The sequence below is a fragment of the Amycolatopsis thermalba genome, from assembly GCF_003385215.1.
Classification (GTDB): Bacteria; Actinomycetota; Actinomycetes; order Mycobacteriales; family Pseudonocardiaceae; genus Amycolatopsis_E; species Amycolatopsis_E thermalba.
The window spans coordinates 1-20,697 of sequence record NZ_PQHW01000078.1; the positions used below are offsets into that span (position 1 = coordinate 1).

Sequence of the window (20,697 nt, forward strand, 5' to 3'; positions counted from 1 at the left end):
GGGGCGGTGGCTGCGCCGTTCCGGGTTGTGAGGCGGGGGCGGTAGTCGTGGCGCCAGGCGCGGAGATGGGGTGGCCGCGCGTCGCTCACTCCTTGAACGGCGATCAGCGCCCGGCGGCCCAACCCTGCTTCACCCAGCCGGGCGCACCTCGCCGGGAACGCGGGGCCCCTGCCGGCCGTTGTCCGGACATGAGGCCCTGGAACGCCGGAGCGGCTCACGCGCAAGCGTCCGGGGGAGTGCTGCGGCCGGAACGCGGTCTCGTCACCCACGGGCCGGGACGCCGGAGAACGGCGCAATGTCAAGGTGAAAACCGGTCGCGCGGCCTGCTCCGAACGGAGCAGCAGGTCAACGCGCCTGGACGGGTTCAGACGCGCACCGTCACCACTTCCCGATCCGTGACATCCCCCGGCTCGGGGGGTTTTGTGATCCGCGTTACCGCGCTAGCGTGCTGCGCTATAGCAAGTCCCGCCGGCAGGGAGGTGAACAGCCGATGACCCTGGCGCCGACGGAAGATTGACCCCCGGTTCTGCCATCAGACCGGTCGGGCGGGAGCGGCGTCGGCGCCGATCCATCGATAGAGCTCTCGAACTCATTCCGCAATGAGGGAGGTCGTGTATGGAAATCGTCGTCAAAGGCCGTAACGTCGAGGTGCCGGATCACTACCGCACACACGTCGGTGACAAGCTCGAGCGCCTGGAGCGCTACGACAAGAAGGTCTACCGCTACGAGGTCGAGCTGTTCCACGAGCCCAACCGCAGGCAGCTGAAGAACTGCCAGCGGGTGGAGATCACCGGCCGGGGCAAGGGTCCGGTCGTCCGGGCCGAGGCCACCGCGGGTGACTTCTACGCCGCCCTCGACACCGCCCTGAACAAGCTCGAAAACCGCCTCCGCAAGATGCACGACCGCCGGCGCGTCCACTACGGCCGCCGCTGCCCGGAATCCGTCGCCGAAGCGACGTCGAACGCCATCGCGGCGGGAGCGATGCCGGCCACCGGCCGCGCGTCCACCGCAGTGCTCGAGGCGCCCGCTCCCGCGGCCGAAGAGGTCGGCACCGCCCTCCCGGAGGACATCGAGCTGCCCACCCAGCAGCGCTGGGACGACGAGGCCGAACACCTCCCCGGCCGGATCGTCCGGGAGAAGCACCACTCCGCCAAACCCATGACCATCGACCAGGCCCTCTCCGAGATGGAGCTGGTCGGACACGACTTCTACCTCTTCAACGACGTCGAAGCCGGCGTCCCGAGCGTCGTCTACCGGCGCAAGGGCTTCGCCTACGGCGTGATCCGCCTCGACCACTAGCGGCGTCCGAAAACGGCCCGCGCGCCAGGAGCGCGCGGGCCGTTTCGCGCATGTACGCACGTTGCGTGCGCCGACGCGCGCTCCTTCCCTACGATGGAGGGTGCGCACGGCCCGCACCACGGGCCGGACAGGGTGTCGGAGACGGCGCGGTCCAGGGACAGAGCCTGGGTGCGTCCCAACAGCTAGTGAGGTCGACCGGATGGTTCTCAACCGCCTGCTGCGTGCGGGCGAGGGCAAGATGATCAAGCGGCTGCGCAACATCGCCGAACACATCAACACCCTCGAAGACGAGGTGAAGGACCTCACCGACGACGAGCTGCGCGGCAAGACCGCCGAGTTCCGCGAGCGGCACGACGGCGGGGACGGCGAGTCGCTGGACGACCTGCTGCCCGAGGCGTTCGCGGTGGCCCGCGAGGCCGCCCTGCGGGTGCTCGGCCAGCGCCCCTACGACGTCCAGCTGATGGGTGGCGCGGCACTGCACCTCGGCCAGGTCGCCGAGATGAAGACCGGTGAGGGCAAGACCCTGACCTCGGTCATGCCGGTGTACCTGAACGCGATCTCCGGCAAGGGTGTCCACGTCGTCACCACCAACGACTACCTCGCCAAGCGCGACTCGGAGTGGATGGGCCGCGTGCACCGCTTCCTCGGTCTCGAGGTCGGCGCGATCCTGTCCGAGATGACGCCGGCGGAGCGCCGCAAGGCCTACCACGCCGACATCACCTACGGCACGAACAACGAGTTCGGCTTCGACTACCTGCGCGACAACATGGCGTGGAGCCTGGACGACTGCGTGCAGCGCGGCCACAACTTCGCCATCGTCGACGAGGTCGACTCGATCCTGATCGACGAGGCGCGGACGCCGCTGATCATCTCCGGCCCGGCCGAGCAGTCGGCCCGTTGGTACGTCGAGTTCGCCCGCATGGCGCCGCTGATGAAGCGCGACACGCACTACGAGGTCGACGAGCGCAAGCGGACCGTCGGTGTCACCGAGAAGGGCGTCGCCTTCATCGAGGACCAGCTCGGCATCGACAACCTGTACGAGTCGGCGAACACCCCGCTGGTCGGGTACCTGAACAACGCGCTCAAGGCCAAGGAGCTGTACAAGCGCGACAAGGACTACATCGTCCGCAACGGCGAGGTCCTCATCGTCGACGAGTTCACCGGCCGCATCCTGGCCGGCCGTCGCTACAACGAGGGCATGCACCAGGCGATCGAGGCCAAGGAAGGCGTCGAGATCAAGGCCGAGAACCAGACTCTCGCCACGATCACGCTGCAGAACTACTTCCGCCTCTACGACCGCCTCTCCGGCATGACCGGTACCGCCGAGACCGAGGCCGCGGAGTTCCACCAGACCTACAAGCTGGGTGTGGTGCCGATCCCGACCAACCGGCCGATGGTCCGCAAGGACCAGCCGGACCTGATCTACAAGACCGAAGAGGCCAAGTTCGAGGCGGTCGCCGAGGACATCGCCGAGCGGCACGCCAAGGGGCAGCCGGTGCTGGTCGGCACCACCAGCGTCGAGAAGTCCGAGTACCTGTCGAAGCTGCTGGTCAAGCTGAACGTGCCGCACGAGGTGCTGAACGCGAAGTACCACGACCGCGAGGCGCTGATCATCGCTCGCGCCGGCCGCAAGGGCGCGGTCACGGTCGCCACCAACATGGCCGGCCGCGGTACCGACATCGTGCTGGGCGGCAACCCGGACATCATCGCCGACGAGCGGCTGCGCGAGCGCGGCCTGGACCCGGTCGAGAACTCCGCCGAGTACGAGTCGCTCTGGCCGAAGGTGCTCGAGGAGGTCAAGGCCGAGGTCAAGGCCGAGGCCGAGGAGGTCCGCGAGGCCGGCGGCCTGTACGTGCTGGGCACCGAGCGGCACGAGTCCCGCCGCATCGACAACCAGCTGCGTGGCCGCTCCGGGCGTCAGGGCGACCCCGGTGAGTCGCGGTTCTACCTGTCGCTCGGCGACGAGCTGATGCGCCGGTTCAACGCGGTGATGGTCGAGCGGGTCATGACGACCATGCGGCTGCCCGACGACATGCCGATCGAGCACAAGATGGTGTCGCGGGCCATCAAGAGCGCTCAGACGCAGGTCGAGCAGCAGAACATGGAGATCCGCAAGAACGTCCTCAAGTACGACGAGGTCATGAACCAGCAGCGCAAGGTGATCTACGCCGAGCGCCGCCGCGTGCTGGAGGGCGAGGACCTCTCCGAGCAGATGCAGCACATGCTGGTCGACGTGCTCACCGCCTACGTCGAGGGCGCCACGTCCGAGGGTTACGCCGAGGACTGGGACCACGAGAAGCTGTGGACCGCGCTCAAGCAGCTCTACCCGGTGTCGGTGAGCTGGGAAGAGCTGATGGAGGAGCACGAGGACCTCAGCGCCGAGGTGCTCCGGGACGCGCTGGTCGAGGACGCGAAGGCGGCCTACGCCCGGCGTGAGGCCGACATCGACGGCCGCGTCGGCGAAGGCGCGATGCGCCAGCTGGAGCGGCAGGTGCTGCTGTCGGTGATGGACCGCAAGTGGCGCGAGCACCTCTACGAGATGGACTACCTCAAGGAGGGCATCGGCCTGCGGGCCATGGCGCAGCGCGACCCGCTGATCGAGTACCAGCGCGAGGGCTTCGACATGTTCAACGCCATGCTGGACTCGCTGAAGGAGGAGGCCGTCGGCTTCCTGTTCAACCTGCAGGTCGAGGCGGCGCAGCCCCAGGAGGCGGCTCCGGCCGCGGCCGCGCCGGCGCAGGCGGCGGGTGGGCGGCACGCGCAGCCGGTGCCGCCGCAGCAGACCGAGCCGGCGCCGGCCTCGGTGCCGAACGCGCTGCGCGGCAAGGGGCTCGGCAACGAGAACCCGCAGCAGGGCCTGACGTTCTCCGGCCCGGCCGAGCAGGGCGGCGTGCAGTCCCGCGGGACGGCGACGGCGTCCTCGGACGGCCAGGGCGCGGCGGGCACGCGGCGGGAGCGTCGTGCGGCGGCTCGGACGCAGGCGAAGAAGACGAAGAAGCGTCGCTGAGCTGGGTTTTTCGCGGGGGCCGGTGCCGGGTGGTGCCGGCCCTTCGTGCTTGGGGTTCCGTTTCGCGGTGTGCCTCGCCCCTGCTGGGCGGGGTGGAGTCCCACGGGGCGGCGGTTCGGCAGGCGGGGAAGAAGCGCCACCGCCCGGGTGCCCACGGGCATCCGGGCGGTCTGCCAGTTGCTGCCGGCTCCACCCGGCAGCGTTGCTCACCAAGCACCGGCGGCGCCGGGAGGCCGGTCCGCGAACGAACCGGCCTCCGCCCCGCAACCGCGCAGGTCAGCGGTGTCGCTGCGGCTGCACCACCGTGAAGAACCCGCACCGCCAGCCGGCCTCGGAGTGTTCGAACCTGGCCATCACCGCGGTGGCCCGCTGGTCCGCGTGCGCCGTTCCGCAGATCTCGACCGCGCCCGGTGCGCTTTGGCTCGCCCGCACCGAGCGCACCGTGTAGCGCGGGCCCGGCGATGGTGGCACCACCCGCAGGTGCTGGTACATCCTCGGCGTGACCACCGTCCGCAGCTGGCCCGGCGCCCGCCGCCCGGCGCGGACCTCCAGGATCGCCGTCAGGACGGTCCGCGCGTGGCGCAGTTCGAGCGGCTCCCCGGGCCGGCCGCGCATCCGGATCCGCGACGCCCCCGCCTGTCCCGGAATCACGACCGGCGGAGTCGTGCCCCTGTTCGGCTCGTACTGGAGCAGCGTCTGCAGCGTCATCATCAGTCCCCCTCAGTCGAGTCATGCCGCTCTCTAGAGCGGCAGTCCCGGGAGAACCGGACAGCCGTGGCCCGATGGTGTGATCCGGGCCGATACTGTCGAGTCGTGCTGCGAGGACTGGTACTCGACTACGCCGGCGTGCTGACCGATCCGGACGCCGCCGAACTGCTCGCCGCCGTCGATGTGCTGCGGGGGCGCGGTATCCGGACCGCACTACTGTCCAATGCGGATGGTGGCGCCGGTCGCGGGCACCTCGCCCGGCACTTCGACGCGTTCGTCTTCTCCGGCGAGGTCGGCATCGCCAAACCGGATCCGCGCGTCTTCCGCCTCACCGCCGAACGCCTCGGCCTCCCCACGACCGGATGCGTCATGGTCGACGACTCCCGCGCCAACGTCGACGGCGCTGCCGCGGCCGGAATGGTCGGCGTGCACCACACCTCGGTCGCCGGCACCCTCGCCGAACTCAGCGCGTTGTTCCCCGCCTGACCAGCTCGAAGCACAGCACGGCCGCGGCCGCGGACACGTTCAGCGACTCGACCTCGCCCGGCATCGGGATCGACAGCCATCCCGTCACCAGCGCGGCGACCTCGTCGCTCACCCCCGCCGTCTCCCCGCCCAGCACGAACGCCGCCCGCTCCGGCAACGACGCCTCGAACAGCGACGGACCGCCTTGTGCACCAAGTGCATACAACCCGTATCCCGCCTCGACCAGCATCGAAGCGGCTTCGGCGGCCGTCGCGCAGCGAAGGACCGGCGCCCGGAACGCCACCCCCGCCGAAGCCTTCACAACCAGCGGATCCAGCGCCGCCACCCCTCGCCGCGGCACGACGATCCCGCCCAGCCCGGCCGCCGTCGCGGTGCGCAGGATCATCCCGACGTTCGCCGGGGTGGTGATGCCGTCGAGCAGCAGCACCCGGGCCGGCGCGTCGGCCAGCGCGGCGCTCAGCGGTCGCATCCGGGGCGCGACCACGTCCGCCAGCACGCCCTGGTCCTGCTTGCCGTTGCCGGCCAGCACCTTCACCCGGTGCGCGCTCGCCCGCTGCACCGGCACCCCCGCGGCCCGCGCGGCCCGCTGGATCTCCGCCGCGGCCGGGCCGCGGGCGGTGTCGGCGAGGATGACCTTGTCCACCCGCAGCTCCGGGTCGTCCAGGGCTTCCAGGACCGGTTTGCGCCCGTAGACGGTGAGGAATCGGTCTTTGGGGGAGACGGTCGTTTCACGCACGAGCACAAGTACACCAGCTTGTGTCAGGATCGCGTCATGCCCGACCGTCTTTCCGCCCTCGACGCGTCGTTCCTCTACCTGGAGGACGCCACGACGCCGATGCACGTGGGCGGGGTGGCCGTGTTCGAGCGCCCGCGGGACGGGTTCGACCACGCGCAGGTGCTGTGCCTGATCCAGCAGCGCCTCGGCTACCTGCCGCGCTACCGCCAGCGCGTGGTCAACGTGCCCGGTCACCTCGCGCGCCCGGTCTGGGTGGACGACGTCGACTTCGACCTCAACTACCACGTCCGCCGCTCCGCGCTGCCCGCCCCGGGCACCGACGACCAGCTGTACGACCTGGTCGCCCGCCTGATGGCGCGCACGATGGACCACGAGCGCCCGCTGTGGGAGGCCTACTTCGTCGAGGGCCTCGAAGGCGACCGGATCGCGCTGGTCACCAAGACCCACGAGTCCGTCGTGGACGGCAGCGGCACCGTCGAGCTGGGACAGCTGATCCTCGACACCACGCCGCAGGCGTGCGAGCCGTTCGAGGACACCTGGGTGCCGCGGCGCCCGCCCAGCGCCACCCAGCTGGTGCTCGACGCGGTCAGCGAGACGGTCCGTCGTCCGGGTGAACTCGTCGAGAACGTGCGCGACGTGGTGAGCGACCTGACCGCGACCGCCGACAAGGTCACCGACGCCGTGGGCGGGGTCGCCGCCGCGTTGCACCGCGTCCTGCAGCCGGCGCCGTCCGGGCCGCTCAACCGGCACGTCTCCGGCGGGCGGGTGTTCGCTGTGGTCCGCACGCGCCTGGAGGACTACCGCAAGGTCCGCGCCGAGCACGGCGTCACGGTCAACGACATCGTCCTGGCCGCGATCACCGGCGCGCTGCGCGAGTGGCTGCTCTCCCGCGGCGAGGGCGTGTCGGAGGCCACCACCGTGCGCGCGCTGGTGCCGCTGGCCGTGCTCGAACCGGACACCGTCGAATTCTCCCCGGCCGGCCTGGTCAACAACCAGGTCGAGCCGTACCTGGTGGACCTGCCGGTCGGCGAGCCCAACCCGGTCCTGCGGCTGCAGCACATCAGCCACACGCTGCGCGCGCACGCCGACTCCGGCCGCTCGGTCGCCGCGCGCGCCATGCTCAAGGTGGGCGGGTTCGCCCCGGCGACCATGCACGCACTGGCCGCGCGCGCGGCCGGGGCGTTCTCCGGGCGGATCTTCAACCTGCTGGTCATCAACTCGCCGGGGCCGCAGGTACCGTTGTACGCCGGGCAGGCGAGGATGACCGAGATGTTCCCGGTGATCCCGCTGGCGCGCAACCAGGCGCTGGCCATCGGGGTCACGTCCTACCACGGCGGCGTCTACTTCGGACTGAACGGTGACCGCAAGGCGCTGTCCGATGTGGACGTCCTCGCGGGCATGATCGAGGATTCGCTGGAAGAGCTGAAGGGTGCGAGCTGGTGAGGGTCTACCTTCCGGGCACGATCGGAATGCTGCGCAGGCTGGTGGCGGACGGCAGGCTGCAGCCGCCCGGCGGGACGGGGTTCGCCCTCACCCCGGCGCTGCGCGAGTCCTACCTCAGCGGGGACACCGAGGAGCTGGAGTACGTCGCGCTGCTGGACGCGGCGCGCGCGTCGCTGCGGCTGATCGGCGCCGCGGAGGATGACGCCAAGGAGCTGCCGCGCCGGGTGGTGATCTCGGTCGACGTCGACAACGCGACCCCGCGCCCGGACCTGGACGCGCCGGTGGTGAAGCTGTCCGGGCCGATCAGCTACGAGGACGTGGCCGCCGTGCACGTCGACGCGGAGGAGGCCGAAGAGGCGGTGCGAGCGGCCGCCCGGGTCATCGACGCGGCCGACCTCGGCGACCCGCACGCGGAGTTCGTCCTGGGCGAGGCCGAGGACCACGAACTGGCCTGGTACGCGCCTCAGGAGCTGCCGTTCCTCCTCGACCTGCTCTAGCGTTGGGGGCAGGCCAAAAGCCCCGTCACAGGAGGTAGGCATGGACGCCATCACGAACGTGCCCGTTCCGGTCAACGAGCCCGTCCGGACCTACGCGCCGGGCAGTCCCGAGCGGGAATCCCTGCAACGCCGGATCGCCGAGCTGGAGGGCGACAAGCACGAGCTGCCGCAGACGATCGGCGGCAGGCGTCGGATGGCCGGCGGCGACACCTTCGACGTCGTCCAGCCGCACGACCACGCGCACGTCCTGGGCACGTCGGCGCAGGCCACGCCCGAAGACGTCGCGGACGCGGTGGCCGCCGCGAAGGAGGCCGCCCCGGCCTGGCGGGAGATGCCGTTCGACGAGCGCGCCGCGGTGTTCCTGCGCGCCGCGGACCTGATGGCGGGCCGGTACCGCGACACGCTCAACGCGGCGACGATCCTCGGCCAGTCGAAGTCGGTGCAGCAGGCCGAGATCGACGCCGCCTGCGAGCTGATCGACTTCCTGCGGTTCAACGTGCACTACGCGCGGCGGATCCTCGCCGAGCAGCCGAACTCGGTGCCGGGCGCGTGGAACCGGATGGACTACCGGCCGCTGGACGGGTTCGTCGTGGCGATCACCCCGTTCAACTTCACCGCGATCGCCGGGAACCTGCCCAGCGCGCCCGCGCTGATGGGCAACACGGTCGTGTGGAAGCCGACGCCGACCCAGCAGCTGGCCGCGCACTACACGATGCAGGTGTTCGAGGAGGCCGGCCTGCCGCCGGGCGTGATCAACCTGGTCACCGGCGACGGGCACGCGGTCAGCGAGGTGGCGCTGGCCGATCCCGGGTTCGCGGGCCTGCACTTCACCGGTTCGACGGCGACGTTCAAGTTCCTGTGGCGGCGGATCGCGGAGAACCTCGACTCCTACGCGAGCTACCCGCGGATCGTCGGCGAGACCGGCGGCAAGGACTTCGTCGTCGCGCACGCCTCGGCGAACCGGGAGAAGCTGCTGGCCGGGCTCGTGCGGGGCGCGTTCGAGTACCAGGGGCAGAAGTGCTCGGCCGCCTCGCGCGCCTACGTTCCGCGGTCGCTGTGGGAGAGCGGGCTGCGGGACGAGCTGGCCGACCTGACGCGGACCGTGAACTACGGCGACGTCACGGACCTGTCGGTGTTCGGCGGGGCGGTGATCGACGCGCGGGCGTTCGCGAAGCACCGGAAGCTGCTGGACAGCGTGGACGGGGACAACGACCTCCACGTGCTGGTCGGCGGCCACTGCGATGACTCGATCGGGTACTTCGTCGAGCCGACCGTGCTGGTGTCGGCCGATCCGGCGCACACCGCGTTCGCGACGGAGTACTTCGGGCCGATCCTGGCGGTGCACGTCTACGACGACGCGTCCTACGGCGAGATCCTGGAGCTGGTCGACCGGACCTCGCCGTACGCCCTGACCGGCGCCGTGTTCGCCGACGACCGGGCGGCGGTGCAGCAGGCGCACCAGACGCTGCGGTTCGCGGCGGGCAACTTCTACGTCAACGACAAACCGACCGGGTCGATCGTGAGCCAGCAGCCCTTCGGCGGCTCCCGCGGCTCGGGCACGAACGACAAGGCGGGGTCGATGTTCAACCTGCTGCGCTGGACGAGCCCGCGGTCGATCAAGGAGACGTTCGACGCCCCCACGGCGATCGGCTACCCGCACATGGGTTAGCCGTCCGGCCCGGTCGCGGCGCGGACGAGCGCCCGCGTCGCCGGACGCGGCGGGGCCTGCCTCGGACGTCGTGCCGCAGGCTCTCGGGCCGGTCACCAGCGCCGATGACCAGAACCGAAACGGCGCGGTCCCGGGAAACCGGAACCGCGCCGTGACTACCGGTCGGTGTCAGCCGCCGATCTTGAACTCGCCCACCTGGTCGGCGGGCGGCGCCTCCACGGTGACCGGGGTGCCCCAGTCACTGTACTTCATCGTGATCGACGCCTGCTGCGCGTCCGCCGGTGCGCCGACGGCCTTCATCACCGGGCTGAGGTCCTGCGTGACCTGCACCGGCAGCTGGTCGCCGTTGAGCCACAGCTCCATCGGGTACGTGACGTTCGTCGACTTCAGCTGCGCCAGCGTCTCCGCGGGCAGACCGGACGCGGCCAGCTCGTCGGCGGCCTTCGCGACCTCGATCGTCACCCAGTAGTGGCTGACCTGCTGCCCGTCGAGCGTGGTCTGCTCGCTGCGGTCGATCCGGCCCGCCTTCTGGATCTGCTCCAGCGTCTTGGACGGGTCGTTCGACTCGGCCTGTTCGAGGCTCGCGCCGAGCGCCTTCGCCGCCTCGCTGCCCGCCGGGAACGTCGCCCACGGCTTGCCACCGGTCGCGGCCTGGGCCTCCTCCGGCAGCTTCAGGTACATCACCTTGTCGACGACGCGCATCTCCTGCATCTGCCCGCCGACGGTCATGGTCACGGCCATCGCGCTGTCCCCGTCGGTGAAGCGGCCCTCACCCGAACCGGTCATCCGCTGACCGGCGATCGAGCCGGAAATGGTGAACTTCGCCGACTGGGCCTGCCCCGTCTTCGCCGACGCCGCCCGGACCAGTTCCTGCACATCGCCGAACAGCGCCGGCCCGGCGTTCCCGCCGCCGGAGCCGGACTGCCCACCACACGCGGTCAGCCCGAGCACCAGCGCCAGGAGGCCGGAGACCAGAGCGGTCTTCTTCATTCGGAAATCCCCTTGATCGGTTCACCCACCCTCGGGTGGCTAACCGGGATATGTCCGAACGGGTCTCCCGCGTTACGCCTTTCAGCCCACCGTCTTCAGATCGCCGACCTGATCCGCGGGCGGGGCCGTGACGTTCACCGGCGCGCCCCAGTCGCGGTACTTCATCGTCATCGTGGCGTGCTGCGCCTCGGCGGGCGCGCCCGCCGCCTGCATCAGCGGCGTCAGGTCCTGCGTCACCTGCACCGGCAGCTGGTCGGCGTTGAGCCACACCTCCATCGGGAGGACGGCGCCGGAGTTCTTCAGCTTGTCCAGCACCTCCGGCGGCAGCTCGCCCATCTTGAGCGAGCCGGTGGCCTTCGCGACGTCGATGTCCACCCAGTAGTGGCTGACCTGCTGCCCGTCGAGCGTGGTCTGCTCGCTGCGGGTGATCGTGCCGGCCTGCTGGATCTGCTCCAGCATCTGCGTCGGGTCACCCTGCGCGGCCTGGTCCATGCTCGCGCCGATGGCCTTGCCCGCCTCGCTGTCCTCCGGGATCTTCGCCCACGGCTTGCCGCCCTCGACCGCCTGCGCCGCCTGCTCCGGCGGCAGCTTCAGGTAGAGGACCTTGTCCACGACCCGCATTTCCTGGCTCTGCCCCGCGGCGTTCATCGTCATGGTCATCGCGGGCGAGGGCCCGGTGAACCGGCCTTCCCCGCTGGCGTCCAGCCGCTGGCCGGCCACCGTGCCGGTGAGCGTGAACTTCGCCGTCTGCACCTGGTCGGCCTTGCCGGAGGAGGCCAGCACCAGTTCCTGGGCGGTGCCGAACAGCTTGGGCGGCTCGTTCGCCTGCCCCGAATCGGTGGTGGAACCACAGGCGGTGGTGCCGGCGACCAGCGCCAGCGCACCCGCCAGAAGAGCGATTTTGCGCATGACAAGAATCCCTCAGTCGAATGTCCCCCAAGTGGGTTGTCATCGACCTGAATGCGCAGAACGGGCGGAAATCAAACCTCCATGCCGGCCCGGGAGGCCAGCAGGCGGCGCAGCGACGGCAGGCGGCGCTTGTCCTCGACCTCGTCGAGCATGCAGCCCTGGTCCTCCGGCGGGCCCAGGTGCCCGCAGCCCGGCGGGCACTCCTCGGCGGCCTCGGCGAACTCGTCGAAGGAGGCCACGATGTCGTTCGCGGTGACGTGGGCCAGGCCGAACGACCGCACGCCCGGCGTGTCGATCACCCAGCCGCCGTCGGGCAGCGGCAGCGCGACGGCCGCCACGGAGGTGTGCCGTCCCTTGCCGATCGCGCTGACCTCGCCGACGGCCAGCTCGGCGTCCGGCACCAGCCGGTTCACCAGTGTCGACTTGCCGACCCCGGAGTGGCCGACGAGCGCGGACACCCGGCCGCGCACGGTGTCGGCCAGCGGCAGCGAATCCTCGTCGAAGCGGGTCACCACCGCGGGCACGTCCAGCTCGGCGTAGCGGGACAGCAGCTCGTCCGGGCTCGCCAGGTCGGCCTTGGTCAGGCACAGGACCGGTTGCAGGCCACCGGCGTAGCAGGCCACCAGGCAGCGGTCGATGAACCCGGACCGCGGCGGCGGATCGGCCAGCGCGGTGACGATGAGCAGCTGCTCGGCGTTGGCGACGACGACGCGCTCGAACGGGTCGGTGTCGTCGGCCGTGCGGCGCAGCAGGCTGGTGCGCTCGTCGACCCGGACGATGCGGGCCAGCGTGCCGGGCTCGCCGCTGGTGTCGCCGACCAGGCCGACCTGGTCGCCCACGACGACCGGGGTCCGGCCCAGCTCGCGGGCGCGCATGGCGGTGACCAGACGGCCGGGGTCGCTGTCGATCGCGCAGGTCCAGCGGCCGCGGTCCACCGCGATCACCATCGCCTGGGTGGCGTCGGCGTGGGTCGGGCGGCGCTTGCTGCGCGGGCGTGAACCCTTTCCCGGGCGCACGCGGACGTCGCTTTCGTCCAGATCGCGCCAGTCCCTGCGTGCCAAGCCCCGTGCCCTCCTTCCGAGCACAGATGATCCCCCATCCCGCTCGCCAGTGGCGCGCCACCCGTGTCACGATGGGTTTTCAGCAGCCGGTTCGAAGGAGTTGGGCGACATGTGCGGCCGCTACGCGGCGAAGAAGAACCCGGCCGACCTGGCCCAGGAGTTCGACGCCGTGGACGAGACCGACGGCAAGGCCCGCGAGGCCGACTACAACGTCGCGCCGACCAAGAACGTGGTCACCGTGGTGCAGCGGCACCCGCGCGACGCCGACGGCCAGGTCCTGGAGGACGAGCCCGCCGTGCGCAGCCTGCGCGTCATGCGCTGGGGGCTGGTGCCGTTCTGGGCCAAGGACGTCTCCGTCGGCAACCGGATGATCAACACCCGCGCCGAGACGGCCGCCGAGAAGCCGGCCTTCAAGAAGTCGCTGGCCCGGCGGCGCTGCCTGGTGCCCGCCGACGGCTGGTACGAGTGGCGGCGCACGGGCAAGCAGAAGGAACCGTTCTTCATGACCCGGCCGGACGGCCACTCGCTGTCCTTCGCCGGGATCTGGGACACCTGGCGCGACCCGAAGGATCCCGACGCGCCGCAGCTGATCACGTTCTCGATCATCACGACCGACGCGGCCGGGCGGCTGACCGACGTGCACGACCGGATGCCGCTGGTCATCCACGAGCGGAACTGGGCGGACTGGCTCGACCCGGACCGCACCGAGGTCGACGAGCTGCTGGCCCCGCCGATGGACCTGATGGAGACCATCGAGCTGCGGCCGGTGTCCGACCGCGTCAACAACGTGCGCAACAACGGCCCCGAGCTGATCGAGCGGGCCGAGCCGGCGACCGATCTGGACGCCACGGAAGCCCTGTTCGACCTGCCGAAGCCATGACCCGCATCGAGATCCCGACACCGCACGGCCCGGCCAGGGCGGAGCTGCACTGCGCGCCGGACGGGGAGGCGGTGCTGATGCTCGGCCACGGCGCCGGGGGCGGGATCGAGGCGAAGGACCTGGTGGCGGCCACGCGCGCGGGACAGGCGGCCGGGGTGCACGTCGCGCTGGTCGAGCAGCCCTACCGGGTGGCGGGCCGCCGGGCGCCCGCGCCGGCCAAGCAGCTGGACGCGGCGTGGCTCGCGGTGGCCGAGGAGCTGTGCGACCGGTTCGACAACCTGCCGATGGTGTTCGGCGGCCGCTCGTCGGGGGCGCGGGTGGCGTGCCGGACGGCGGCGGCCGGGCAGGCGGTGGCGGTGCTGTGCCTGGCGTTCCCCGAGCACCCGCCGGGCAAGCCGGAGAAGAGCAGGCAGGCCGAACTGGACGCCGTGGAGGTGCCGACGCTGGTCGTCCAGGGCGAGACGGACGCGTTCGGCTGCCCGAAGCCGGGGCCGCACCACGAGGTGGTCGTGGTGCGCGGGACGCACGCCCTGGACGCCGACCTGGAGTCGGTGTACCGCACGGTGCACGAGTGGCTGGCGAAGGTGCTGCGGCCGCTGACCTGAGGTGGCTGCGTGGGTGCCGCGTGCTCCCCTGACGGCGACTGGATAGCTGCTGGGCGGCGCGTGGCGGTGATGAGGCGCTGCCGTTGCCGGTCGAGTGAGGCAGCCCCGTGGGGACGTTGGCGGGGCGTTGCTGGCCGGTGTGGGCTGAGGCCGCTCCGGTGGCGCGGTGGTGGCGAGGCAATGCGGGTTGCCCGCGGGGTAGCCACGGGGTGGCGCGTGGCGGTGGCAGGCGCTGCCGTTGCCCACGGGCGGCGGAGTGAGGCCGCCCTCACGGGCGGCGTGTGGCTGTTGTGAGGCGTTGCGGTGGCAGGGTGAGGCCGCCCCGGCGGCGCGGCGGTTGTGAGGCATTGCGGCTGCCAGCGCGAGGGGTGGGGTGGGGTCGCCCGCACAGGGCGGCGTGTGGCCGTGTTGTGCGGCGCCGCAGTTGCCGGCGCGAGTGGCGCGGCGAGGCCGCCCCGGTGGCGCGGCGATGCCAGGCATTGCGGCTGCCGGCGCGGGCGGTGGGGTGAGGCCGCCCCTGCGGGCGGCGCGTGGCCAACGGTGGTGAGGCGCTGTGGTTGCCGATGGCAGGGCGTGGCCGTCCCGCGGGGCGGCGGTCGGTTCCGCGGTTGCTCACCCCGAGTGGGTCGTTGCCGTGCGCGTTGCGGAGGCGCGCCACGGAGCGTGCACCCCTCGCCTCGGTGCCCCGGAGCTGTCGTCGGCCGTGTGGTCAGGCCCGGATCGGCGCCACCGTGGCCGACGTCAGGCGCACCAGGTCCGCCGGCGCGAGTTCCACTTCCAGCCCGCGCCGCCCGGCCGAGCAGTAGATCGTCTCGAACTTCTCCGCCGACGCGTCGATCACCACCGGCAGCCGCGAGCGCTGGCCCAGCGGCGAGATCCCACCCAGGACGTAACCGGTCGCGCGCTGGGCGGCCGCCGCCTCGGCCATCTTCGCTCGCTTGCCGCCGACCGCCGCCGCCAGTGCCTTCAGGTCCAGCTGCCCGGTGACCGGCACCACGCCCACCGTCAGCTTTCCGTCCACATCGGCCACGAGCGTCTTGAACACGCGGTCGGGCTCGAGCCCCAGCGCCTCGGCCGCTTCCAGACCGTAGGACTCGTGCTTCGGATCGTGGTCGTAGGCGTGCAGCTGGTGCGCGACCTTCTGCTTCGCGAGCAGGGCGGTCGCCGGCGTTCCCTTCCCGGCCATGGCGTGCACGGTAACCGGGAGGCGCAAGTCCTTTTCCCGCGGCGGGGAATGTGCCCGGATCGTGCGGTGTTGTGAGGGACGTGCCGTCAAAGCTTGCTGATCGACGAGCCCGTGTGGAGGCCGTCACCCCGCCGGCCGGTGTACCCGGCCCGGCGAAGCCCGTCCGCGTATCCTCGAAGCTGTCGTATGCGTACCCGGCCACGGGTGCGGACCGCTTCGACGCGGATGGGAAAGGGAACGGTTTGCCGAGCACGCAGAACCCCGCGGTGCCCGAATCCGGCTCCGAGCAGGAGCCGGCCGAAGAGCGCGCCGAGCGCTTCGAGCGCGACGCGATGCCGCTGCTGGATCAGCTGTACTCGGCCGCTCTGCGCATGACGAGGAACCCGGCGGACGCCGAGGACCTCGTGCAGGAGACCTACCTCAAGGCCTACGGCGCGTTCGCCTCCTTCAAGGAGGGCACGAACCTCAAGGCCTGGATGTACCGGATCCTCACCAACACCTACATCAACGGGTACCGGAAGCGTCAGCGTCAGCCGGTGCAGCAGCCCACCGAGGAGATCACCGACTGGCAGATCGCCCAGGCGGAGAGCCACACCTCGAGCGGTCTGCGGTCGGCCGAGGTCGAGGCGATGGACCGGCTGCCCGACAGCGACGTCAAGGACGCGCTGCAGCAGTTGCCGGAGGAGTTCCGGCTCGCCGTGTACCTCGCCGACGTCGAGGGCTTCGCCTACAAGGAAATCGCCGAGATCATGGACACGCCGATCGGGACCGTGATGTCCCGCCTGCACCGTGGCCGCGCCCAGCTGCGCAACCTGCTCGCCGACGTCGCGCGCGAGCGCGGCTTCATCCGGGGCGCGAAGCAGGAGGTAGCGCGATGACCACCGGTCGTGAGCCGCACAAGGACGACGTCCGCTGTTCCGAGGCGCTCGCCGAGATCTTCCTGTTGCTGGATCGCGAGTGCAGTCTGGAACGGGACGCGCAGCTGCGCAAGCACATCGAGGACTGCCCGCCGTGCCTCGAGGAGTACGGCATCGACGAGCAGCTCAAGCAGCTGTTGCACCGCAAGTGCGGAGGCGACATCGCCCCCGACGAGTTCAAGCAGAAGCTGCGCGCGTCGATCTACCAGACGGTCCAGCGGCACGGCGACGTGACGATCGAGCGGACCGAGGTCCGGCTGGAGCAGAACGCGGAGTAGACCCGAAGACGACGAAGGCCCCGGCGCGCCGCGCCGGGGCCTTTGTTCGTGCCCGAACTCAGCTGTTGGGCTTCTTGCCGTGGTTGGCGCCGTTCTTCCGGCGGTCGCGGCGCTTGCGGGCTCGCTTCGACATGCCTGCTCCTTCCCTGGTCGCGATCTGCCCACCAGTGTCTCAGGCTCGCCCCGGCGGGTGCCGGGAAGGTCCCGCTCTGGTTCACTTGAGCTGCCCCGAGAAGGAGTACCAGCGTGACGACACTTTCCGACCTGCTGGCCGAGAACACCGGCCTGTCCGGCGAAGCCGCCGACCACCTGCAGGCCGTGGTGGCCGAGTGGCAGCTGCTCGCCGACCTGTCCTTCGCCGACTTCCTGCTCTGGGTACCCGTGTCGCCGGAGCACAACGAGCAGGGCGGCGACTTCGTGTGCGTCGCGCAGGCCCGTCCCACGACGGCGCCCACCGCGCACCCCGAGGACGTGGTCGGGACGCGGTTCACGGTCGAGGACCACCCGCAGCTCGCGCGCGCGATCCGGGAGGTGCGGATCTGCCGCGAGGAGGACCCGCACTGGTACCGGGACCTGCCGATGCGCCGCGAGGCGATTCCCGTCACGTTCGGGTCGAACGTGATCGCCGTGCTGTCGCGGGAGACGAACCTGGCCGCGCCGCGCGTGCCGAGCCCGCTCGAAGTCGCCTACCTCGGCAGCGCGGGGGACCTGTGCCAGATGATCGTCGACGGCACGTTCCCGCACGTCGACAGCCAGACCGACGTGCACACGAGCCCGCGGGTGGGGGATGGGCTGATCCGGCTGGACGCGGCGGGGAACGTGGTGTTCGCGAGCCCCAACGGCTTGTCGGCCTACCACCGGATGGGGCACGAGTCGGACCTGGTGGGGACGCGGCTGGCGCCGTTGACGCGGTCGCTGATCCGGGACCCGTTCGACGCGACGGAGGTGGCGCACCGGATCCTGGACGCGCTGGACGGGAAGCCGGGCAGCCGCACGGAGGCGGAGTCGCGGCGGGGGGCGGTCGTGTTGTTCCGGGCGTTGCCGCTGCGGCCGCACGGGCAGCCGGCGGGGGCGCTGGTGTTGTGCCGGGACGTGACCGAGGTCAAGCGGCGGGACCGGGCGCTGCTGTCGAAGGACGCGACGATCCGCGAGATCCACCACCGGGTGAAGAACAACTTGCAGACGGTGGCGGCGTTGTTGCGGCTGCAGTCGCGGCGGACGTCGAACGCGGAGGCGCGGCAGGCGCTGACGGAGTCGGTGCGCAGGGTCGCGTCGATCGCGATGGTGCACGAGGCGCTGTCGGTGTCGGTCGACGAGCGGGTCGACCTGGACAAGCTGCTGGACAACGTGCTGCCGATGGTGGGCGAGGTCGCGACGGCCGAGTCGCGGGTGAGCATCAGCCGGTCCGGGTCGTTCGGGATCGTGGTGGCGGAGATTGCCACGCCGCTGGTGATGGTGCTGGCGGAGCTGGTGCAGAACGCGGTGGAGCACGCGTTTCCGGATGGGCGGCCGGGCAAGGTGGAGATCGTGGTGAGCCGCTCGGCGCGGTGGCTGGACGTGCTGATCCGGGACAACGGGCGCGGGTTGCCGTCGGGTTTCTCGCTGGAGCGGGCGGACGGGCTGGGGCTGCAGATCGTGCGCACCCTGGTGGAGTCCGAGCTGCGGGGTTCGCTGTCGCTGAGAAAGCTGCGGGACGGCGCGACGCGCGGCACGGAGGCGGCGTTGAGGCTCCCCCTGGGGCGGCGGCCGTAGGGGTTTCGGCGGTTGGTTCGCCGCGGTTGTGCGGGCGGGTCGTTGGGCCTTGCGGGTGGTCCGTTTGGTGGCCTGGCGAGTGGCGGGCTGGGGCGGCCGTGCGAGTGGACCGTTCGTGAGGCGGCGAGTGGGCCTGTCGTGAGCGTGACCGCGCGAGTGGGCACGTGGTGGCGGCGCGAGTGGACCGTTCGTGAGGCGGCGAGTGGGCCTGTCGTGAGCGTGACCGCGCGAGTGGACAGGTCGTGCCGTGCGAGCGGGCATGTCGTGGCGGCGCGAGAGGGCCAGTGGTGGTCGCGCGAGAGGGCCGGTCGTGCCTGCGTGAGGGGGCCAGTGGTGGCGGCGCGAGCGGGCATGTCGTGGCGGCGTGAGGGGGCCAGTCGCACCCGCGCGAGAGGGCCAGCGGTAGCCGTCCGAGCGGGCCAATGGCGGCGGCTATCAGTGGGCCGGCGGTGGAGGCCGTTTCCGGGTCGCCGGGTGGCAAGCTCCACCGCCCCCGAAGCAACGAAAACCCTGCTCAGCACGTTCAAAGGCCCGGCACCCGCGGGAGGTGGGTGCCGGGCCTAAGAACGTTAAGTGGGGGCGTGCAAACCCCTGCGTCAGGTCCCGCGTACTCTCGTAAGAGACGCGTTAAGCGACGCCGCAGCGCGTGGAGAGGTCAGGCGGTGCGCATGCCGATGTGAGCACGACGGCGCTTAAGGGCGCGGCGCTCGTCTTCGCTCATCCCGCCCCAGACACCGGCGTCCTGGCCGCTGGCCAAAGCCCAGGCCAGGCACTCGGACGCCACGGTGCAGCGGTGGCATACGGCTTTCGCCTCGGCGATCTGCAGCACGGCGGGACCGCTGTTCCCGACAGGGAAGAACAGCTCGGGGTCCTCGTCGCGGCAGGCAGCGTCGTGGCGCCAGTCCATTTCTGTGAGCTCCTTCTCGGGGCGCAGAGCGTGCTGCGCCACAGGTCGTCATGGCGGATCGTTTCTTGGGGTGCTTGTGAATGCTTTCACGAAGCACCGCTTTCGACAAGTGTTTTCGTGACATCGGTGAGTCAGCTCACCTGGTCAGGCGACCCCGCTGACCTGCGGTTTCTCTCCGAAACGGCCTCCGCGGCGGAAGGACGATGCGGTGAATGGACCGTGTGCGTCGACGAACGGCAAGTTGCAGATCGCCGGGCCGATCACTCACGCCAGCACGGTCAGCACGCCGGGCACGCTCGTGAAGTCCACCCGGGTCCGACGGCCGATCAGGTCGCCATCCACCTGGAAGTTTACCGGCTCCTCGGCCGTCACGCTGAGTTTCGCCAGGTCATCGTGCTTCACGAGCGCCTTGCCGCGATGCTTCGCCTCCGACCGCAGCGCCTGGCGCACGTGCCGGGCCACTATCGGCAACGACAGCTTGCGCAACGCGAACAACCCGAGACCCCGGTCGAACGAGCTGCCGGTGTTGAGGTGGACGGGCCGCTCACCCAGGTAGCTCCACGGATCGGTGTTCGACACGAACGCCATCCGCACCTCGGCCGGCTCCTCGCCGGGCACGTGCACGGTGAGCGGCAGCCGGGGCGAGCGCGGCCGGAAGTAGCAGGCCACCGCGGCCCGCATGTACAGCAGCGCGTTCGTCTGCTTCCCGCGCCGGTCGGCGACCGTGGCGACCACGTCGGCGTCCCAGCCCAGGCCGGCGTTGAAGGTGAACCACCGCCCGTCCGCCAGCCCCAGCCCGACGCGCCGGCTGCGGCCCGACTCGATGGCCGACAGCAGCTGGTGCGTGGCCTCCACGGGGTCCCGCGAGATGCCGAGAGCGCGCGCGAACACGTTGGCCGAGCCGCCGGGCACGACGCCCAGCGCGGGCAGCTCGGCCGCCGGCCCGTCGGCGAGCAGGCCGTTGACCACCTCGTTGACGGTGCCGTCGCCGCCGTGGGCGACCACCACGTCGACCCCGTCCCGGGACGCGTCCCGGGCCACCGCGAGCGCGTGACCGCGGTAGTCGGTCTCCACGACCTCCAGCTTCACCTGGCTGGCCAGTGCGTGCGCGAGCACGTCCCGCCCGCCGGCCGTGGTGGACGTGGCCTGCGGGTTGACCACCAGAATCGCGCGCATGGTCGCAGGGTAGGCCAAACAGGCGCATCCCAAGCGTCCAGCGCGAACCTCATCACTGCGAAACGACTGCCGGTTGACCTCCCGTCGTTCGGCACGGTCCGTTCGTCGTGACAAGTGCACCCCGGGCGTCCGCCGGCTCATCGACGACACCCAGATCTTGACCCCGATGGCCGCGGTTCGAAAACGGCCGA

20 protein-coding genes are annotated in these 20,697 nt (G+C 71.1%); 11 read left to right on the forward strand and 9 right to left on the reverse strand.

Annotated elements, in window-relative coordinates:
- The first annotated feature begins 615 nt into the window (after positions 1-615).
- Together hpf and secA are read left to right on the forward strand one after the other, a co-directional pair.
- Positions 616-1,299 carry a ribosome hibernation-promoting factor, HPF/YfiA family gene (gene hpf, locus D0D15_RS25670; protein WP_094008940.1) on the forward strand — a complete coding sequence of 228 codons (684 nt, stop codon included), beginning with the start codon at positions 616-618 and terminating at the stop codon, positions 1,297-1,299.
- Between the two features lie 199 nt (positions 1,300-1,498).
- A complete protein-coding gene (gene secA, locus D0D15_RS25675) occupies positions 1,499-4,306 on the forward strand; it encodes a preprotein translocase subunit SecA (protein WP_115944794.1) in 2,808 nt (935 codons plus the stop codon).
- A 276-nt stretch (positions 4,307-4,582) separates the two neighbouring features.
- Here the strand turns inward: secA and D0D15_RS25680 are convergent, their stop codons facing one another.
- On the reverse strand, positions 4,583-5,017 hold the full coding sequence (locus D0D15_RS25680; RefSeq protein ID WP_094008942.1) for an Rv3235 family protein: 435 nt from the start codon (positions 5,015-5,017) through the stop codon (positions 4,583-4,585).
- 102 nt (positions 5,018-5,119) lie between these two features.
- Between D0D15_RS25680 and D0D15_RS25685 the strand changes: the two genes are divergently transcribed.
- Positions 5,120-5,500, forward strand: coding sequence for an HAD-IA family hydrolase (locus D0D15_RS25685; protein ID WP_094008943.1), 381 nt, complete (start codon positions 5,120-5,122; stop codon positions 5,498-5,500).
- On the opposite strand, the gene D0D15_RS25690 is transcribed toward D0D15_RS25685, so the two are convergent.
- Entirely contained in the window at positions 5,478-6,242 is a 765-nt protein-coding gene (locus tag D0D15_RS25690; RefSeq protein WP_094008944.1) for a TrmH family RNA methyltransferase, read from the reverse strand. The genes D0D15_RS25685 and D0D15_RS25690 overlap by 23 nt on opposite strands.
- Before the next feature lie 30 nt (positions 6,243-6,272).
- On the opposite strand from D0D15_RS25690, the gene D0D15_RS25695 reads away from it, so the two are divergent.
- The 3 genes from D0D15_RS25695 to pruA are packed head-to-tail and all read left to right on the forward strand — an operon-like array spanning position 6,273 to position 9,845.
- A complete protein-coding gene (locus D0D15_RS25695; RefSeq protein ID WP_094008945.1) occupies positions 6,273-7,679 on the forward strand; it encodes a WS/DGAT/MGAT family O-acyltransferase in 1,407 nt (468 codons plus the stop codon).
- Positions 7,676-8,176 (forward strand): DUF6912 family protein, encoded by a 501-nt coding sequence (locus tag D0D15_RS25700; protein WP_115944795.1) that lies wholly within the window; start codon positions 7,676-7,678, stop codon positions 8,174-8,176. Before D0D15_RS25695 ends, D0D15_RS25700 begins: the two co-directional genes overlap by 4 nt.
- Positions 8,177-8,216: 40 nt before the next feature.
- Complete coding sequence (gene pruA, locus D0D15_RS25705; protein ID WP_094008947.1) at positions 8,217-9,845, forward strand: L-glutamate gamma-semialdehyde dehydrogenase; 1,629 nt, start codon at positions 8,217-8,219, stop codon at positions 9,843-9,845.
- A gap of 168 nt (positions 9,846-10,013) precedes the next feature.
- On the opposite strand, the gene D0D15_RS25710 is transcribed toward pruA, so the two are convergent.
- The 3 genes from D0D15_RS25710 to rsgA all read right to left on the reverse strand — a co-directional run bounded on the left by D0D15_RS25710 (position 10,014) and on the right by rsgA (position 12,805).
- The gene (locus D0D15_RS25710; protein ID WP_094008948.1) at positions 10,014-10,835 is read right to left on the reverse strand and encodes an SCO4651 family lipoprotein; all 822 of its coding nucleotides are present in this window, start codon (positions 10,833-10,835) and stop codon (positions 10,014-10,016) included.
- Positions 10,836-10,916: 81 nt separating this feature from the next.
- Entirely contained in the window at positions 10,917-11,744 is an 828-nt protein-coding gene (locus D0D15_RS25715; RefSeq protein WP_198958399.1) for an SCO4651 family lipoprotein, read from the reverse strand.
- A 71-nt stretch (positions 11,745-11,815) separates the two neighbouring features.
- The gene (rsgA, locus tag D0D15_RS25720; RefSeq protein ID WP_094008950.1) at positions 11,816-12,805 is read right to left on the reverse strand and encodes a ribosome small subunit-dependent GTPase A; all 990 of its coding nucleotides are present in this window, start codon (positions 12,803-12,805) and stop codon (positions 11,816-11,818) included.
- 109 nt (positions 12,806-12,914) lie between these two features.
- Here rsgA and D0D15_RS25725 point away from each other — a divergent pair, with 109 nt between their 5' ends.
- Positions 12,915-13,685: an SOS response-associated peptidase gene (locus D0D15_RS25725; protein WP_094008951.1), complete on the forward strand. Its 771-nt coding sequence runs from the start codon at positions 12,915-12,917 to the stop codon at positions 13,683-13,685.
- A complete protein-coding gene (locus D0D15_RS25730; RefSeq protein ID WP_094008952.1) occupies positions 13,682-14,290 on the forward strand; it encodes an alpha/beta hydrolase family protein in 609 nt (202 codons plus the stop codon). Before D0D15_RS25725 ends, D0D15_RS25730 begins: the two co-directional genes overlap by 4 nt.
- Before the next feature lie 709 nt (positions 14,291-14,999).
- Here the strand turns inward: D0D15_RS25730 and ybaK are convergent.
- Positions 15,000-15,476 carry a Cys-tRNA(Pro) deacylase gene (gene ybaK / locus D0D15_RS25735; RefSeq protein ID WP_094008953.1) on the reverse strand — a complete coding sequence of 159 codons (477 nt, stop codon included), beginning with the start codon at positions 15,474-15,476 and terminating at the stop codon, positions 15,000-15,002.
- A gap of 242 nt (positions 15,477-15,718) precedes the next feature.
- Here ybaK and D0D15_RS25740 point away from each other — a divergent pair, with 242 nt between their 5' ends.
- Positions 15,719-16,354, forward strand: a complete 636-nt coding sequence (locus tag D0D15_RS25740) for a sigma-70 family RNA polymerase sigma factor (protein WP_094008968.1) — start codon at positions 15,719-15,721, stop codon at positions 16,352-16,354.
- Complete coding sequence (gene rsrA, locus D0D15_RS25745) at positions 16,351-16,671, forward strand: mycothiol system anti-sigma-R factor (RefSeq protein ID WP_094008954.1); 321 nt, start codon at positions 16,351-16,353, stop codon at positions 16,669-16,671. Before D0D15_RS25740 ends, rsrA begins: the two co-directional genes overlap by 4 nt.
- A 58-nt stretch (positions 16,672-16,729) precedes the next feature.
- Here the strand turns inward: rsrA and D0D15_RS37915 are convergent, their stop codons facing one another.
- Positions 16,730-16,804: a 50S ribosomal protein bL37 gene (locus tag D0D15_RS37915; protein WP_369794341.1), complete on the reverse strand. Its 75-nt coding sequence runs from the start codon at positions 16,802-16,804 to the stop codon at positions 16,730-16,732.
- Positions 16,805-16,917: 113 nt separating this feature from the next.
- Between D0D15_RS37915 and D0D15_RS25750 the strand changes: the two genes are divergently transcribed.
- Positions 16,918-18,423 carry a sensor histidine kinase gene (locus D0D15_RS25750; RefSeq protein WP_094008955.1) on the forward strand — a complete coding sequence of 502 codons (1,506 nt, stop codon included), beginning with the start codon at positions 16,918-16,920 and terminating at the stop codon, positions 18,421-18,423.
- 655 nt (positions 18,424-19,078) lie between these two features.
- Here the strand turns inward: D0D15_RS25750 and D0D15_RS25755 are convergent.
- A complete protein-coding gene (locus D0D15_RS25755) occupies positions 19,079-19,330 on the reverse strand; it encodes a WhiB family transcriptional regulator (protein ID WP_094008969.1) in 252 nt (83 codons plus the stop codon).
- Positions 19,331-19,594: 264 nt separating this feature from the next.
- Positions 19,595-20,506: a diacylglycerol/lipid kinase family protein gene (locus D0D15_RS25760; RefSeq protein WP_094008956.1), complete on the reverse strand. Its 912-nt coding sequence runs from the start codon at positions 20,504-20,506 to the stop codon at positions 19,595-19,597.
- Positions 20,507-20,697 lie beyond the last annotated feature (191 nt).